Genomic DNA, 16,694 nt, shown 5'->3' with positions numbered 1-16,694 from the left:
GGCGGCTCGGGGGCTGCCCCGGCCATGTCACCGGCAAGGAGGTTCAAACACCATGTTTTCCCGTATCGGCCCCACCGAGCTGCTCCTCGTCGCTCTCGTGATCTTCCTGCTGTTCGGCGCGAAAAGGCTCCCCGAGGTCGCGCGCTCTGTCGGCAGGTCGGCCCGCATCCTCAAGAGCGAAGCCAGGGCCATGAGATCCGACGACCCGGACCCGACCGACGATCCTGCGCAGCCCGTACGGCAGGAAGCTCTGCCACGGGGTCGCATCGAGTTCCCCAGCGAGCCCAGGAAGACGCGCCCCGGAGGTGACGGTCATGACCTCGGCTGATCCTGTGGCGTGGCGGAAGCGGGCCGGCACCGCACTGCTGACGTTCGCCCTGCTGCTGGGCGCGGATACGTCCGCACACGCCGCCGCGGAGGCCCCCGCCGAACCATCCTGTGGTCCCGGACACGTCAACGTGAAGGACTTCTACGACGGGTCCGGAGACTACTCCACGGCCTTCGCCCGGGCGGTCTCCGCCCTGCCCGGCGGGGGAGTGCTCACGGTGCCCGCCGGTTCCCACCTCCTGCGACGGCACGTGATGGTGAACACCGACGGCATCTGCATCAAGGGTGACCCTGGCGCACGAGTCGTCGTCGACCCCGTCGAGGGGGATCTCCACATCAACCACTACGCGGCGTTCATCGTGAACAAGCCCGCGGCCTCCGGCACCGGACTGGACGCCGTGCGCAACGTCTCGGTCCAGGATCTGAGGATCGAGGTGAGGAAGGGCGTCGACGGCCCGATCAGCCAGGGCGTCATCCAGTACAACAACTGCCACGCCTGCGGTGTCGAGCGCTCCCAGGTGGTGTGGACGGGCTCAGCCGACATCGACCTGAAAGGGCGGAGCACGGACGGCATCGCCTTCTCCCAGGGATCCAGCGGCTGGATCTCCGAGGTCCGCGTCGACGGCATGCCCAAGGTCGGCATCCTCATGACCATGGGGGCGCACGACGTGCTCATCGACGAAGTGGAGACCGTCAACAGCGGAGCGCGCAACGGCGCGGGCGGGTACTGGGGGGCCGGCATCGCGCTCGGCGGATCCAGCCGTATCACCGTGCGCAGCGCGGTCTCCTCGGACAACCGCATTGCCGGAATTCTGGTCGGAGCGGTCGGCGGCGGAGTTCTCGGCTGGCATCCGGCGCGCGACAGCGTCATCACCGACTGCACTGTCAGCGGCAACGGCACGCGGGCGCAGGAGAGCGCCGGTCTGATCGTCAACTCCGAGGCGTACGCCACCGACCATGTCGATGTGGTCCCCGAGGGAGTCCAGGTCGACGACCTGCGGTCCTACGGCAACAACGGCCACGGGATCTACGTCAGTTCCGGCAGGCACGTCGCGATCCGCGCAAGCACCGTCAGGGACAACACCGACCACGGGATTCTCGTCGCCAACGCCACCCATGGCGAAGGGCGGATCGCCGGCCTCACCGCCGACGTCTCGATCCAGGGGTCGTACGTGTACCGCAACGGCACTGTCCTTGGAATCCACTCCGGGTCGGTCGCCCTGAGAGCGGTGAAAGACGTCGAGGTGCGCGACACCGTGCTCTGGGGTGACGGGCAGGCAGGGAACACGCTGGTCCTCATGTCCGCTCTGGCCGGGGCGCCGGGGCCCGACGCGCGTTCCTCCGGCGTCCGCCTGTCCGGGATCGACGTACGGAACACGCTGACCACATGGGCCGGCGGGGAATCGGAGTCCGGCGCGTACGACATCGCGGGCTCCGGCTCACCGAACGCCTATCGCGGCACCGGCCTTGCGGCGCCCCTGGGTTCCCGCTACACGGACACTGCCACCGGACGCCGGTATCTGAAGACCACCGGATTCCTGGTGGCCACCGGGTGGAGCTGAGGAGGGTCAACCCGCCCCAGGGGTAGGGGCTCCGGAAAGCGGTTGCGCACCGGGGGCGGCCCGAGACGCGGAGCGAAATGCGGTTTTGGCCGTGAGGTCCTGGTCTGTAGGGTCTGCCCGACGGCCTGCCTTCACAGTCGGTCCCCCGGGCGAAGGCCTCTCCCGGCCGACGTGGCAGCCGTGTGCTGCCCGTCGCGGGAGCGGGCCCCCGGCGATCCGATGGTCCAGTGCAGACCGTCAGCGCGCACATCCCGGAGGGTCCCATGTCTGCTCGTACCCCCTGCCCTGACGTGCCCCAGGGGCGGTGGCCCTTCGTGGGGCGCGAGGCCCAGACGGCCATGCTCCGCGCCGCGTGGCACGATCCCGGCTGTCAGGGAGCGATCGTCTACGGGGACGCGGGCGTGGGGAAGAGCCGCCTGGCCGAACGGTTCTGGGAGGAACTGGTGGCAGGCGGCGCCCGGGGCGGCAGGACGGTGGCCACCGCAGCGGCGGCCACGATTCCCCTGGGCGCGGTCGCGCATCTGCTGCCGCCGGGTCTCGATCTGTCGGATCCTCCCGCCGCATTCCGTGCGGCGGTCCAGGCCTTCGAAACAGGCGGGCGCGGCCGCTTCGTCATGCTCGTCGACGACCTTCACCACCTGGACGCGGCCTCGGCAACGTTGGTGACGCAGCTGCTGACGGCGGGGGTGATGTTCCTCGTGGCCACTGTCCGCTCGGGCCATGCGGCCGTCGACGCCGTGCTGGCCCTGGACCAGTACGACCGGATGCGAAGAATAGACCTGACGGCGCTTCAGCCCCTGGAGAGCGAGGACGTGCTCTCCTCCGTACTCGGCGGCAGCGTCGAGCGCCGGTCGAGCCTTGAACTGCACCGGGCCAGCAACGGCAATCTCCTCTTCCTGAGGGAACTGGTGCTCGGCGCGCTGGAACGAGGCGACCTTGCCCGCCACGGTGAGCTGTGGCGGCTGTCGGGTCCGCCGGCCGGCACCCGTTGGCTCACCGAGCGGATCGAGGACAGGCTCGCGGCCGTCGACGCGCTCGGTCGCCACGCTCTCCAACTGCTCGCGCTCGCCGAGCCGCTCAGCGTGCACGACCTCACGGACCAGGTGCCCTCCGCCACGGTGGCCGGGCTTGAGGCGGCCGACCTGATCCACGTCCAGGTGGACGGCAGGCGCACCTGCGTGACGCTCGCCCACCCCCTGTACGGCGAGGTCATCAGCGCACAGCTGCCGGTCGTGGCACGGCGCGGTCTGCTGTGCGGCCTGCTGGAGAGGATGAAGTCCCGGGGGACACGTCGGCGAGAGGACGCCCTGCGCATGGCGTCCTGGCAACTCGCGGCGACCGGCGCCGCGGACCCGGAGCTGATCATCCTGGCGGCCGGGCTCGCCCGGCACGGACACGACTACGAGCAAGTACTCACGCTTCTGCAGGCGTTGCCCGACACCCACCGGTCGCTCAGCAGCCGCATCCTCGAAGGAGAGGCCTACTACCAGTTGGGCCGCCTGGGCGAGGCCGAGCAGATGCTCTCGCACGCCTACGCCCTGGCCCGCACGGACGAGCAGCGGCTGATCATCACGGTGGAGCGCACACAGAATCTGTTGTGGGGCGCGGGAAAGGCCGAGGAGGCGCTCAAGGCCCATACCGATGGGCGCGCCGTGATCAGCGATCCCCGTCTGCTCGCCGCTCTGGACATCGATCAGGGAGCGATTCACGTCATCGGCGGACAGCCGCAGGCCGGGCTGAGGCTCCTGGAGGGAGTGGAGGAGGTACCGGACGACCGGGTGCGCACCTACGGGCTCGGGATGAGAGTGCTCGGACTCGGGTCCACCGGTCGCACGGCCGAGGCCATCGAACTGGGTCAGGTCGCCTACGAGGAACATGTGCGGGCCAGCAAAGGCGTCGTGATCCAGCACCCTTCGGCGTCGCTGTCCGCCCTGTCGCTGGCGTATGCCGCGGCCGGTGATCTCGAGAACGCCCGGCGCACCGCGGAGCGCGGCCACGCGAGCGCGGTCGAGGCGGGCGCGACCCAGCCGGCCGCCTGGCTCGCGTGGGGTCTTGGACGTATCCACTGGCTGGCCGGCCGGGCGGCGGACTCCCGGCGCTGGTACGGCGAGGCGTTCACGGTGGCTCGTCAGCAGAACGTCCTGATCCTGCTGCGGCTCGCCGCGTCCGGGCTGGCGGCAGCGGCCGCTCTCACCGGTGACACGGAGACCGCGGAGTCCGTCCATGCGGACTTCGACAGCTATCCGGAGTTTCCGTTCCTGGCTGGGGAGGACGCCCTGGGGCGCGCCTGGCTGCTGGCAGCCAGGGGCGACTTGGTGGCCGGCCGCGAGGTCGTGCTCCAGGCCGCCGCCCGGGCCCGCGCCGCCGAATACAGCAGCTCGGAGTTGCTCCTGCTGACCGAGGCGGCGCGGCTCGGCGGCGCCCGGCAGGTCCGCGAACGTGTCGCGGAGCTGGCCGGCCGCTGCGACGGGGCCTTTGCCGGCGCGCGGGCCGACCTGGTCGCCGCCATGGCTGACCGCGACGCCGAAGCGCTGCTCGCGGCAGCCGAGCGGCTGGACTCGATCGGGGCTCACCTGCTGGCAGCCGAGGCGGCGGCCGACGCGGCCGGCATTCTTCGCGGCAGCGGCGCGGCGCGGGCGGCCACGGCGGCTGAGGCACGGGCGAACCGTCTCACCCGGAACTGCCAGGGCGCCGTCACCCCTCTGCTGGCGCTCACCTCCGCGCCCACACCGCTGACACAGCGGGAATCGGAGATCGCCCTTCTCGCCGCGTCCGGCCTGTCGAGCAAGGAGATAGCCGGACGGCTGACTCTCTCCGTGCGCACGGTGGACAACCATTTGCGCCAGGTCTTCACCAAACTGGGCATCACCACCCGCCGCGAGTTGCCCGACGCACTGAGGCGAAGGTGAGCCACCGGGCCACCGACGGGACGTGCGGGCCCACGTCACCGGGACCGTCCACTTTTGAGCAGTGACTACTCAGGAAGAGTTGTGCCGGCGACTGCCAGGCTGGGCGCGGCCCCGTGAATCCCCGGGGCTGGTGTCGAGGAAAGGCAGAACGGGACCGTGAAGACCTGGTCCGTTCCCGGTTTCACCGAGATTCGCGAGCTGGGGACCGGGGGCAGTGGACGCGTGGTGATGGCCGTCGAGGCGGCCTCCGGCACGCGCGTCGCGATCAAGTACCTGAACGAGCGGCTGACGGGGGACGCCCGCTTCCTCCAGGACTTCCGTGCCGAGGCTCAGCTGCTCAGGGAAGTCGACTCCCCGCACGTGGCGCGCCTGCACCGGTACGTGGAGAGCCGGGACGGTGCCGCCATGGTGCTGGACCTGGTGGACGGGCTCTCCCTGAGGGCCCTTCTGCGACAGGAAGGCGCGACCACGCCCGAAGCGGCGCTGACCGTCCTCAAAGGCTCGCTTCTCGGCCTGAGCGCGGCGCACCACCTGGGCATCGTCCACCGCGACTACAAGCCCGAAAACGTCCTCGTCACCACCGAGGCCACCTCCAAGCTCGTCGACTTCGGCATCGCCGCGCGCGACGGGTCGGCACCCGCGGGTACGGCAGGCACCCCGGTGTACATGGCGCCGGAACAGTGGGAGGGGCATCCGGCTTCCCCCGCGACCGACGTGTACGCGGCGACCGTCACCTTCTTCGAGTGCGTGACCGGGACCCGCCCGTTCGGCGGAGAACACCTCGCCGAGATCGCCGTACGGCACATGTCCGCGCCCGTGCCGGCAGAAGCCGCGCCCGAGCCCGTCCGCGCGCTCGTACTGCGCGGGATGGCCAAGAGCCCGTACGACAGGTTCCGTTCGGCGGACGATTTCCTCGCCGAGCTGGAGACCGCGGCTGCCGCCGGATACGGCCCCGACTGGGAGAAGCGGGGCATGCGCGCCCTTGCCGCGCTCATCGCCGCCCTGCTGCTGGAGATGCCGCAGGCCCCGGCCGGCGGCGCTGACGCGACGACCGAGCTGGCCACCACCGACATGGACGAGGAACCGGCCGCCGATCACTCTCCCCGGCGGACGCGCGGACAGTGGCGGCGACCGGGCAAGGTCCCGGTGACCATCGCCGCCGCGGTGCTGCTGGCCGGCGCCGCTGTCGCCGTGAGCGTCACGGGCAACGGATCGGCCAGGAACAGCGCGCTCACCGCCCCCGGGAGCGGGAGCGGGAGCGGCGACGGCGCATCGGGCTCGACGTGGCCGTCCACCCACGATGCCGCTGAGGACGATCCGGAAGCCTCCTCGTCACCGGCGGACGGTTCCCGGGCGCCCGGCACCCCGGACTCCAGAGGAGCCTCGGCCGAGACACGGGGACAACGCACCGCCGGCGGCAGCACCCGCACGAGTGCACCCGGAGATGATCCGGCGGCGCCCTCGCAATCCACCGCATCGCAGCAACCGACCGCGTCGCCCACGGCGTCCCCCGCCGCGATGGCGGTCCGCTCGGTGGGCATCACCTCCCTCCAGGAGTCGGCGCAGGGACGCGGCGCCGACGCGACGGTCACTGTCACCACGACCGGCACTGAGCCCGTCAGCCTCACACTGACCTGGTACGACAGCGACCAGGCCGACACTCCCGGGCAGCAGGACGGAAGCAGCGAGACCTACCGGCTCAGCGGCCGGACGAGCTACCAGCTCTCCTACCACCACGACTTCACCACCTGCCCCCGGTACTGGGGACTTCAGGTCAGCACCACGCCCGACGCCGAGTCCGGGAAGACCTACCGGGACATGGACGCGCTGGCCTGCATCCTCCAGCCGAGGGGCTGAGCGAGGGCCTGGAGAACGATCGGTATGAGCACGAACGACGATTGGCCCACCGAACCGCTCGATCGGCACCGCCACCGCGGCTTCCATGCGGAGGAAGCACCCGAGTACCTGTCGACGGGCTGGACCCCCACCGCCATCCCTTCACCGCCACGGCGGCACGACGAGCAGCCCACGGCCGCGACCGTGTGGAACACCGGCGTGTACCCCCTGAATCCGGTGACCGAGGACGCGATGCAGACCCTGCGCCTTCCCGACGAGGAGCCTTCCCACCACCGCGGCACCGCGGTCTGGCGGGACGGCCCCCCGCATCACACCGGGCGGACCCCGCGCCGCACCGGGCGGCCGCTGGTGTGGGTGGCCCTCGTGCTGCTGGTGGCTGCCGCCATCGGTGTGATCCTGTGGCAGCGCAACACTCCGGAACTGGCCGTCACCCAGGTCACGGTGAGCGCGCGGCCGACCGAGCTGCGGTGCGACGGATCGGCCACCGTGGTCGCCGTGGCTACGACCAACGGGGCGGCGGGAAGCATCCGTTACCGATGGGTCCGCAACGACGGCACTGATTCGGGCGAGTTGCGCCAGACCGTACGTGCGGGCCAGGAACGCCTGAGCCTGCCGATGCGCTGGACCTTCCATGGCAGGGGCACCCACAAGGCGCGCGTCGTCGTCGACATCCTCAGCCCCACAGCGCGCACGGCCTCGGCATCCTTCACCTACCGCTGTGGCTGAGACCACAACCGGCTTTCAGCAGAAGTTGGTCGACCAGATCTCACTCCCTGCCGATCTCGGAGGGAGACAGCGCGGCGAGGGCCTGTAGCGCGTTCAGGAAGCCGCGTCGATCTTCTTCCGGCAGGCGATCCAGCAGTCGCTCCTCGCGCTGCTGGATCGCCGCCTGGACCGCGTCGCGCAGTTGGCGCCCCGCCCGGGTGAGTGAGAGTAGGCGCGCCCGCCGGTCCGCCGGATCGGGCTGCCGACGGATCAGCCCACGTTCCCGCAGGTCGTCGAGGACACCGATGCCCCGCGCCAACGCGGCCTGCGTGCACACCGGTTCGTCGTCGAGCCTCCGCGGACGTCCGCCTCATCGACTCCCTGCCCCTCGAGCTCCTGGGCAGTCTCAGTGGGGAGGAAGTGGTCGTCGAGGGGGTTCCGGGCGCCAACGGCCAAGTGCCTCAGGCCAGTATCAAGGCCTTCAGCCTTGCGGCAGCACGCCGTCGAGGCACTCCGCAGCGGCCCGGACAGGCGCTGAGGTGTGTACCGCCGTGGTTCACGCCCACCGCTAGGGTTCGACGAGGTGTCAGCCCAGGTAGAAGTCCTTGCGGGCAGCCACGAACGCTTTGATCGTCTGAGCCGGTACGCCCGTCACGCGTTCGACGTCGTGAGAAGTGCGGTCGTAGCGGTTTTCGCGGTGCAGTCGGGCCATGGTGGCGATGTGCTGTTCGGTGTGCGGTGGCAGGCCCGCTTTGGCGAGCACCTCGGCCTGCCACAGGTCCAGCGGCACGTCCACATAGGTCACCTCACGCCCCAGGGCCTCGGAGAACTCCTCGGCCATCTGGTTCATGTCGACCGAGCGTGGTCCCGTCAGCTCGTAGACGTGCCGGATGTGCGGGGCCGGGTCGCGGAGCACGGTGGCGACCACCCGGGCGACGTCCCGCACGGCGACCGGCGAGGTGCGCCCGGTGCCGAACGGCAGGGCGATCGTCCCGTTCTCCTTGATTGACGCCGCCGCCAGGGTGGTGAAAAGCGGGTTGTCCAGAAACGATGTCGGCCGGATGTGGACCACGGGCAGGCCTGACCAGTTCAGTACCTGCTCTGCCAGCCAGTGCAGCCGCTGCTGGTGGGACTCGGCGGTGCTGGTGGCGGTCATCTGCGACACCGTCATCTGCGACATGTCCACCAGGGCTTCCAGCTGCCCGTACTCGCGTACCACCGTGGCCACCACCGTGGCGGCCAGCAGATGGTCCGGTGACACGGGCATTGCGAAGTACATCCGTCCGACGCCCTCCAGCGCGGTCGCGACCGTCTCTGGTCGGGTCAGATCGCCGACGACTACATCGCTGCCGAGCGCACGCAACTCGGCTGCGCGCCTGTCGTCGCGGCGGACCAACGTGCGCACCGGCACGTCCTGCGCACGCAGTTCCTCGAGGACCGTGCGGCCGACGTCACCGGCGTTGGCGATGAGCACGAGGTTGCGGGAAGCCATTGTTCGATCTCCTCAACGAGTAGCGGGTGGGGAAGCAACTGATGGGATTCCGTACCAGCCAGGCGGCGGCAGCCGTGTGGCGCCGCATCAGGCGAGCGCGCGGACCGGGAAGCAGCGCAGCGATGACGGCCCACAGAGCGAGTGTGACGACGGTGGCTGTCCATTGCGCGCCGTGGAAGTGGCTCGGGTCGGAGATCACGCGGACGGACGCGTCGGGCGGCAGCGGGGCGGAGCCGGCTCGGGCCGCAGCGCCCGCAGGTTGGCGCCGATGGTGGCACCGCTGGTGGCGTTGCCGACGGTGAGGAGCAGTGGAATGACCGGGGCTGGAACTGGTTCCAGAAAGGGGCGGGGGGTTCTCGTGCCGACCGTGTCGATCGTCGACGAAGCGCCGCTCGCCAGCTAGAACCGGTGTCGCAGAGCAGGGTTCTTCGGCCTGATCGCCACCGTAGTCGGTGCCGGCGCCTCAGGGCGCAATGAAGGCTGGAGCCGCCAGGAACGCGTTGACCATCGCGCGTCACCCGGCGTCACTCGTGGCATGCGCGGGGAGTCCCGTCCCCGTCTGCCATCGACCAGGGCAGAGCCGAGCATGAGAGGCCCCAGGCGTCCCGGTCGTTCGTACAGAGGCTGTGTCGGTCACGGCGTGATCGGTGACGCGACCTGGCAGTTGGCCCGCTTGCCCTTGGCACCGGAGCACTCCGGTGCCACACCGGCCGACATTCATCCGTTCTCGGCCACCGACACATCGTCGATCACCAAGACCGCGGGCTCGATCAACGGCAGCATTCGTTCGGCGATCCGTTGCTGCACCGGGTGACGCTGTGCAGTGCTGCTGGTTGCTGCTGGCACGCGGTATTCAACTTCACCCCTGCGGTGACCTTCCCGCCGCCCCTCGTCCCACCTGCCCGGAAGCATGGATTTCAACAGTCGGACCACCAGGGGCGCCGACGGCGGGACTACAGGGCGGCGATGACGTCGGCAGCGGTCATCGGCAGCGAGAACATCGGGAAGTCGTAGGAGATGGCGTTGTCGTGCTCCTCCTGCGAGGTGGCGGCGACGCAGTCGGTCAGGGTGATCACCCGGAAGCCGTGCTCGTAACCGGTGCGCATGGTCGACTCCACGCAGCAGTTGGTGAGGAATCCGCCGAGGATGATGGTGTCGATGCCCTTGCTGCGCAGGATGAAGTCGAGGTTGGTCGAGGTCGCGGGGGTCAGGCGTGCGGCACGCTGACCGCTGTCGCCACCAGCCCCTGCTGGACGGCCCACCGGCCCTCGAGGAGGTCGAGCCGCCGGTCACCCACCGACGGGCCGGGAACGAGGAGCCGGGCGCGGAAGCCGCCGCTGTGCTGTTCGGCCGAGTCGGCGACGACGTTGATGTCGGTCTCGGTGAAGTCCAGCAACTTGCCGGTGAGGGGGTACCACGCTTTGTAGACGGACTCCTTGGCGCTGAACAGGAGCCGGTCCCAGTGGACGTCCGGATGGTCGAGGGCCAGGCGGCGCAGCCGCTCCTCCTCCGTGGGCAGGCACACCGCGTCCAGGATGCCGTCCGGGAGCGGCTGGTGGGGTTCTGCGTCGATGCCGAGTGTGGCCAGGTCGGCGGTGCGGACCACGGCGGCGGCGCAGTACCCGTCGCAGTGAGTCATGCTGCCGGCCAGCCCCTCCGGCCAGGTGGGTGCCCCGCGCTCGCCGGGCAGGATCGGCTGCGGCGGCACGCCGATCTTCTCCATGGCGCGGCGGGCGCACGATCGTACGACGGTGAACTCGCGGCGACGCTTGGCGACCGCCTGGGCGAGGAGAGCCTCCTCCTCGGGGTACAGGGACGCGTTCCCGGGGTCGTCGTCGCCGTACTCTTCGACGGTGACCACGCATTCCGGCAGCAGTTCCTCGATCAACGGGCCCGTCCTCCTGGGCAGAATGCGGCGCAGCCGTCCCGGCGGTTGCGGATACCTGCGCAACTCGCGCGGGTAGCCAGTCACGAGTCGGGCGTTGACCATCGCATGGCGATCAGTAGTGGAGCGAGCATCTAGACCTGTGAGGCTGTGAGCCCGGTCGGCCACGCCGAGGCGATCCGTGTTGTGCTCGGCGGCGGCGACGTCCAGGGGATCCTCCGAGGGCACCACGGTCGGGCGATTTGCCGTAGCAGAGGTTACCGTCGATCGCGATCCTCATCATCACCACCGCACGGGCGGCTCGCGAACGTCATAGGTGACCATCAGGCAGTGCGTCAGTGCTCAGCTCGTGGCCGGGCACCTTCACCGGAGGACGCTTCCCGGCGGGCAAGGAGCCGAACCGGCAGTCGGACCACACGGATCGCCTGGTCTGTAGGCCGGTGACCAGGTGGCCGGCCTGCCCATCGGGGTACCGCAGCGTGGTCATGGGCAGTCCTCGCGCGTTTGCGTAAAGGGAGGGGTGTGGGCCGAAAAGGCAACCTGGGGGGCGCGCCATAGGAAACTGCTGCCCTGAGTGATTCCCGGCTGCCAGCAAATGCACCATGAAAGACCTGGGACCTCATCATCGGAGGAGAATCGGGGGAACCTGTATGAGATGCAGTTCTCTCACAACTGTTCCTAGGGTTCTCCTTAGAGATGTCCCCGGCTGTCAATGCTCGTGCACGTCGACCATTTGGGGATTCCCCTAAATCTGATCCGCTGCCGCAGCGGAGCGCGGCTGCGGGACCGAAACTAAGGTCACGCCGCAACTTGTTGCCGCTCGGTCGGGCCCGATCACCTGTGCCGTGGCCGCCACGGTGCGGGCCTTTTCATTCTCTGTGTGGGTGGGTGGAGTGCAATATGGTCGAGTCCGAGCTCAACGGAACGGGGAATCGGGCCGGTTCGGCTTCGGCGGATTCGGCCGATGGCATAGCGGTCATCGGCCTGGCATGCCGACTGCCGGGAGCCGCCGACCCGGTCGCCTTCTGGCGGCTGCTCAGCGAGGGCGCGGACGCGATCACCGACGTCCCCCAGGACCGGTGGGACGGGGCCGCGGTGGGTGACGCCGATCCGTCCGCACCCGGCAGGACCGACATCCGCCGGGGCGGATTCCTCGACCGCGTCGGCCACTTCGACGCCGGGTTCTTCGGGCTCTCCCCCAAGGAGGCCGCTGCCATGGACCCGCAGCAGCGGCTCGTGTTGGAGTTGGCCTGGGAGGCGCTGGAGGACGCACACGTGCGCGCCGGGACGCTGCGTTCCACCCGCACCGGAGTGTTCGTCGGCGCCATCTGGGACGACTACGCGACCCTGCACCACCGCTTGGGACTCACCGCCATCTCCCCGCATACCGTCACAGGCTTGCACCGCAGCATCATCGCCAATCGGGTCTCGTACTTCCTCGGTCTGAACGGCCCCAGCCTGACCGTGGACTCCGGCCAGTCCTCTTCCCTGGTCTCGGTCCACCTGGCCTGCGAGAGCCTCCGCAAGGGCGAATCGACGATCGCCCTCGCGGGCGGCGTGAACCTCAACATCGTCCCCGAGAGCACCCTGGGCGCCGCCAAGTTCGGCGGTCTGTCTCCCGACGGCCGCTGCTTCACTTTCGACGCCCGCGCGAACGGTTACGTCCGCGGAGAGGGCGGCGGCATCGTCGTCCTCAAGCCTCTTGCCCGGGCCGTCGCGGACGGCGACCCCGTCTATTGCGTGATCCGCGGCAGTGCGGTCAACAACGACGGTGGCGGCGACGGGCTGACCGTACCCCTGCAGTCCGGGCAGGAGCAGGTGCTCCGGCTCGCCTACGAACGGGCCGGAATCGACCCCGCCCACGTCGGCTACGTGGAGTTGCACGGAACCGGCACCAAGGTCGGCGACCCCATCGAGGCAGCCGCGCTCGGCGCAGTGCTCGGTACGGGGCGCGAGCCCGGCCGTCCTCTGCGGGTCGGCTCGGCCAAGACCAACGTCGGCCACCTGGAGGGCGCGGCCGGCATCACCGGCCTGCTGAAGGCGGTCCTGTCGCTCAACCACCGTGAACTGCCCGCCAGCCTCAACTTCGAGACGCCGAACCCGGCGATCCCGCTGGACCGGCTGAACCTGCGGGTGCAGACCGAGCACAGCGCATGGGACGCCGAGGACGGCCGCCCGTTGCTCGCCGGCGTCAGCTCGTTCGGCATGGGCGGCACCAACTGCCACATCGTGCTGGCGGAACACCAGGCGACGGCGCCGGCGGGCGCGGCTGCGGAGACGGGTACGGGCGCGGCTCCGAGCTTCTGGCCGCTGTCCGCCAAGACCGCATCCGGGCTGCGTGCCCAGGCCGGCGCCCTGCTCGCACACGCCGAGGCCCACCCCGGTCTCGCCCTGCCCGACGTCGGCTGGTCGCTGGCCACCGGCCGTACGGCTTTCGAACACCGGGCCGTCGTCGTGGGCGAGGATCGTGACGACTTCTTGCGTGCCCTGCGCGAGCTGTCCACCGGCGGCATCGACGCCGCGCTGACCACGGGTCGCACGGGCTCGCGCGGCGAGCTCGCCTTTCTCTTCTCGGGCCAGGGCAGCCAGCGAGCCGGGATGGGCCGCGAACTGGCCGAGGCTTTCCCGGCGTTCGCCCTCGCGCTGGTCGAGGTGTGCGCACACCTCGACCCCTTGCTGCCGCGGCCGCTGCGCGAGGTCATGTTCGCCCCTGAAGGCACCGAGGAGGCGGCCGAACTCGACCGGACCCTCTACACGCAGACCTCACTGTTCGCCGTCGAGGTCGCCCTGTTCCGGCTGCTGGAGAGCTGGGGCGTCACCCCCGGCGTGCTGATGGGGCACTCCATCGGTGAACTCGCCGCCGCGCATGTGGCCGGCGTCCTCTCGCTCCCGGACGCCTGCGCCCTGGTGGCCGCTCGCGGCCGCCTGATGCAGGCGCTGCCGGCCGGGGGCGCCATGATCGCCGTCCAGGCCGCGGAGAACGAGGTCCGCGCCCGCATCGGCGACCGCACGCACCGCGTGAGCATCGCCGCGCTGAACGGTCCGGACTCCGTCGTCATCTCCGGCGACGAGGACCTCGCCGCCGAGATCGCCGACGCCTTCGCCGCCCTGGGCCGCAAGACCAGCCGACTGCGGGTCAGCCACGCCTTCCACTCCCCGCACATGGAACCCATGCTGGCGGAGTTCCGCGACGTGGCCGAGGGCCTGACCTTCCACGCCCCGCGCATCCCGATCGTGTCCAACGTGACGGGACGACTGTCCGAGGAGCCCTCGGGGTATGAAGGGCGCACGCCCGCGTACTGGGTCCGCCATGTGCGCGACGCGGTCCGCTTCGCCGACGGCGTCGCCCGCCTCGACGAGCAGGGCGTCCGCACGTACCTGGAGCTCGGCCCCGGCGGCGTGCTCACCTCCATGGCCCGCGCCGGCGCCGACAGCGAGTCCTTGTTCGTCCCCGCCCTGCGCGCCCGTCGCCCCGAGGCGCAGGCCCTGCTGGCGGCGGTCGCCTCGCTGCACGTCCACGGCGTGGAGCCCGACTGGGACGCCCTGTTCGGCGGCGGGCGAGGCGCACGCCGCAAGGTCGCGCTCCCCACCTACGCGTTCGAACGGCAGCGGTACTGGCTGGACGGCGACACCGCGTCGACCGTCGACACCACCGTCTGGGCTCCCGCGACTCCCCAGCCGGACGCCATCTCCGAGACCGACCGTGCGCCTGTCGGAGCCCTGGGCCGGCGGCTTGCCGGACTGCCCGAGAACGAACGCGACGAGGCCGTGCTCGACATGGTCCGCGCACACATAGCCGCCGTCCTGGGCCATGCCGAAGCCCGCCAGGTCGAGACTCAGTGGACGTTCAAGGACCTCGGCTTCGACTCGCTCAGCTCGGTGGAACTGCGCAACCAGCTCAGCGAGGCCACCGGCCTGCGCCTGCCCAGCGGGCTGCTGTTCGACCACCCGACCCCTGCCGCACTCGCCCGCCACCTCGCCGCCCAGTCCCTGGGCGGTGAGGACGCGGCGGCCTCCGCGTCCACGACGGTGGCCGACCCCGACGAGCCCATCGCCATCGTGGCCATGAGCTGCCGCCTGCCCGGCGGCGTGAGCTCCCCCGAGGACCTGTGGCGGCTGCTCGCCTCCGGTGGCGACGCCATCTCCGGATTCCCGGCGGACCGTGGCTGGGACATCGAAGCGCTTTACGACCCGGAGCCCGGCACGCCCGGCAAGTCCTCGACGCGGCACGGCGGCTTCCTGCACGAGGCGGTCGAGTTCGACGCCGACTTCTTCGGCATCAGCCCCCGCGAGGCCGCCGCGATCGACCCGCAGCAGCGGCTGGTCCTGGAGACCGCGTGGGAGGCCTTCGAGCGGGCCGGCATCGACCCGGCCACGCTGCGCGGGAGCCGGGCGGGCGTGTTCATCGGCGCGACGGCACAGGACTACGGCCCACGGCTGCACGAGCCGGTCGACGGCGTCGAGGGCTACCTGCTGACCGGCACGACGACCAGCGTCGCCTCGGGCCGCGTGGCCTACTCGTTCGGCCTCGAAGGCCCCGCCGTCACGGTGGACACGGCCTGCTCGTCGTCCCTGGTCGCCCTGCACCTGGCCGTCCAAGCGCTCCGGAGCGGCGAGTGCACGATGGCCCTGGCCGGCGGCGTCACCGTGATGTCCACGCCCGGCATGTTCGTGGAGTTCAGCCGCCAGCGCGGCCTGTCGGCCGACGGCCGGTGCAAGGCGTTCGCGGCCGGCGCCGACGGTACGGGCTGGGCCGAAGGCGTCGGCATGCTCCTGGTGGAGCGGCTCGGCGACGCCCGGCGCAACGGCCACCAGGTGCTGGCCGTCGTACGGGGCAGCGCGGTCAACCAGGACGGCGCGTCAAACGGACTCACGGCGCCCAACGGCCCCTCCCAGCAGCGCGTCATCCGCCAGGCCCTGGCGGCGGCCGGACTCGCGCCCGCGGACGTCGACGCCGTGGAGGCGCACGGTACGGGCACGCGGCTCGGCGACCCGATCGAGGCGGAAGCCCTCATCGCCGCCTACGGTCAGGGACGGGACGACGACAGGCCGTTGTGGCTGGGTTCGCTGAAGTCGAACATCGGTCACACGCAAGCCGCGGCGGGCGTGGCCGGCGTGATCAAGATGGTCATGGCGATGCGGCACGGCGTGCTGCCGCAGACCCTGCACGTCGACGAGCCGACCCCGCACGTGGACTGGTCGGCAAGCGGCGTACGACTGTTGACCGAGGCGGTGGAGTGGCCCGAGAGCGACCTGCCGCGCCGGGCCGCGGTGTCCTCCTTCGGCATCAGCGGCACCAACGCGCACGTCATCGTCGAGCAGGCCGTGATGAGCCAAGAGCCCGTCCGCGGGACGGCCGTTGCGGGACCGGTTCCCTGGGTGCTGTCGGCGAAGAGCGATGCGGCGCTGCGGGAGCAGGCGGGCCGGCTGCTGTCCTTCCTGGACGCTGAGGCCGTCGGGGGCGGCGGGGTTCGGCCGGAGGACGTGGCGTTCTCGCTGGCGACGTCGCGTGCGGTGCTGGAGCGCCGTGCGGCGGTCGTGGGGGAGGAGCTTGGGGGGTTCCGCCGGGGGCTGGAGGCGATTGTTTCCGGGGCCGCTCCGGTGGGTGGTGCTGTCGGGGGCAGGGTCGGGTTCTTGTTCTCGGGTCAGGGGTCGCAGCGGCTGGGGATGGGGCGTGGGCTGTATGCGTCGTATCCGGTGTTCGCGGCGGTGTATGACGAGGTGTGTGCGCTTTTGGATGCGCCGGTCGATGTGGACTCGGAGGAGTTGGATCAGACGGGTTCGACGCAGCCGGCGTTGTTCGCCGTTGAGGTGGCGCTGTTCCGGTTGCTGGAGTCGTGGGGTGTGCGGCCGGATTTCGTGGCGGGTCACTCGGTGGGTGAGATTGCGGCGGCGCATGTGGCGGGTGTGTTGTCGCTTGGGGATGCGGCGAGGCTGGTGTCGGCGCGTGCCGCGCT

General features: G+C 70.6%; 11 protein-coding genes. 7 read left to right on the top strand and 4 right to left on the bottom strand.

Going from position 1 to position 16,694, the window contains the following annotated elements:
• Positions 1-52 precede the first annotated feature (52 nt).
• The 5 genes from tatA (at position 53) to Q8A52_RS32720 (ending at position 7,381) form a co-directional block, all read left to right on the top strand.
• A complete protein-coding gene (gene tatA / locus Q8A52_RS32740; protein ID WP_316758037.1) occupies positions 53-328 on the top strand; it encodes a Sec-independent protein translocase subunit TatA in 276 nt (91 codons plus the stop codon).
• The gene (locus Q8A52_RS32735; RefSeq protein WP_316758035.1) at positions 315-1,889 is read left to right on the top strand and encodes a right-handed parallel beta-helix repeat-containing protein; all 1,575 of its coding nucleotides are present in this window, start codon (positions 315-317) and stop codon (positions 1,887-1,889) included. The genes tatA and Q8A52_RS32735 overlap by 14 nt, the downstream gene beginning before the upstream one ends.
• A gap of 263 nt (positions 1,890-2,152) precedes the next feature.
• Positions 2,153-4,798: a helix-turn-helix transcriptional regulator gene (locus Q8A52_RS32730; RefSeq protein ID WP_316758033.1), complete on the top strand. Its 2,646-nt coding sequence runs from the start codon at positions 2,153-2,155 to the stop codon at positions 4,796-4,798.
• Between the two features lie 156 nt (positions 4,799-4,954).
• Positions 4,955-6,655: a serine/threonine-protein kinase gene (locus tag Q8A52_RS32725; RefSeq protein WP_316758031.1), complete on the top strand. Its 1,701-nt coding sequence runs from the start codon at positions 4,955-4,957 to the stop codon at positions 6,653-6,655.
• Positions 6,656-6,679: 24 nt separating this feature from the next.
• Positions 6,680-7,381 carry a hypothetical protein gene (locus tag Q8A52_RS32720; RefSeq protein WP_316758029.1) on the top strand — a complete coding sequence of 234 codons (702 nt, stop codon included), beginning with the start codon at positions 6,680-6,682 and terminating at the stop codon, positions 7,379-7,381.
• A 40-nt stretch (positions 7,382-7,421) separates the two neighbouring features.
• On the opposite strand, the gene Q8A52_RS32715 is transcribed toward Q8A52_RS32720, so the two are convergent.
• Both Q8A52_RS32715 and Q8A52_RS32710 read right to left on the bottom strand, forming a co-directional pair.
• Positions 7,422-7,697, bottom strand: a complete 276-nt coding sequence (locus Q8A52_RS32715; protein ID WP_316758028.1) for a MarR family winged helix-turn-helix transcriptional regulator — start codon at positions 7,695-7,697, stop codon at positions 7,422-7,424.
• 249 nt (positions 7,698-7,946) lie between these two features.
• Positions 7,947-8,852: an NmrA family NAD(P)-binding protein gene (locus Q8A52_RS32710; RefSeq protein WP_316758026.1), complete on the bottom strand. Its 906-nt coding sequence runs from the start codon at positions 8,850-8,852 to the stop codon at positions 7,947-7,949.
• Between the two features lie 640 nt (positions 8,853-9,492).
• Between Q8A52_RS32710 and Q8A52_RS32705 the strand changes: the two genes are divergently transcribed.
• On the top strand, positions 9,493-9,666 hold the full coding sequence (locus tag Q8A52_RS32705) for a hypothetical protein (protein ID WP_316758024.1): 174 nt from the start codon (positions 9,493-9,495) through the stop codon (positions 9,664-9,666).
• Between the two features lie 139 nt (positions 9,667-9,805).
• On the opposite strand, the gene Q8A52_RS32700 is transcribed toward Q8A52_RS32705, so the two are convergent.
• A complete protein-coding gene (locus tag Q8A52_RS32700) occupies positions 9,806-10,114 on the bottom strand; it encodes a cysteine hydrolase (RefSeq protein WP_316758023.1) in 309 nt (102 codons plus the stop codon).
• Positions 10,060-10,740: a 4'-phosphopantetheinyl transferase family protein gene (locus Q8A52_RS32695; RefSeq protein ID WP_316758288.1), complete on the bottom strand. Its 681-nt coding sequence runs from the start codon at positions 10,738-10,740 to the stop codon at positions 10,060-10,062. The genes Q8A52_RS32700 and Q8A52_RS32695 overlap by 55 nt, the downstream gene beginning before the upstream one ends.
• Positions 10,741-11,637: 897 nt before the next feature.
• Between Q8A52_RS32695 and Q8A52_RS32690 the strand changes: the two genes are divergently transcribed.
• Positions 11,638-16,694: type I polyketide synthase (locus tag Q8A52_RS32690; RefSeq protein ID WP_316758021.1), on the top strand; the 5,057-nt coding region annotated here is incomplete at its 3' end.

This window comes from Streptomyces herbicida, from assembly GCF_032656585.1.
GTDB classification, from domain to species: Bacteria; Actinomycetota; Actinomycetes; order Streptomycetales; family Streptomycetaceae; genus Streptomyces; species Streptomyces herbicida.
Note: the sequence above shows the minus strand (reverse complement) of the source record. Positions and strands in the feature narration are given on the sequence as shown.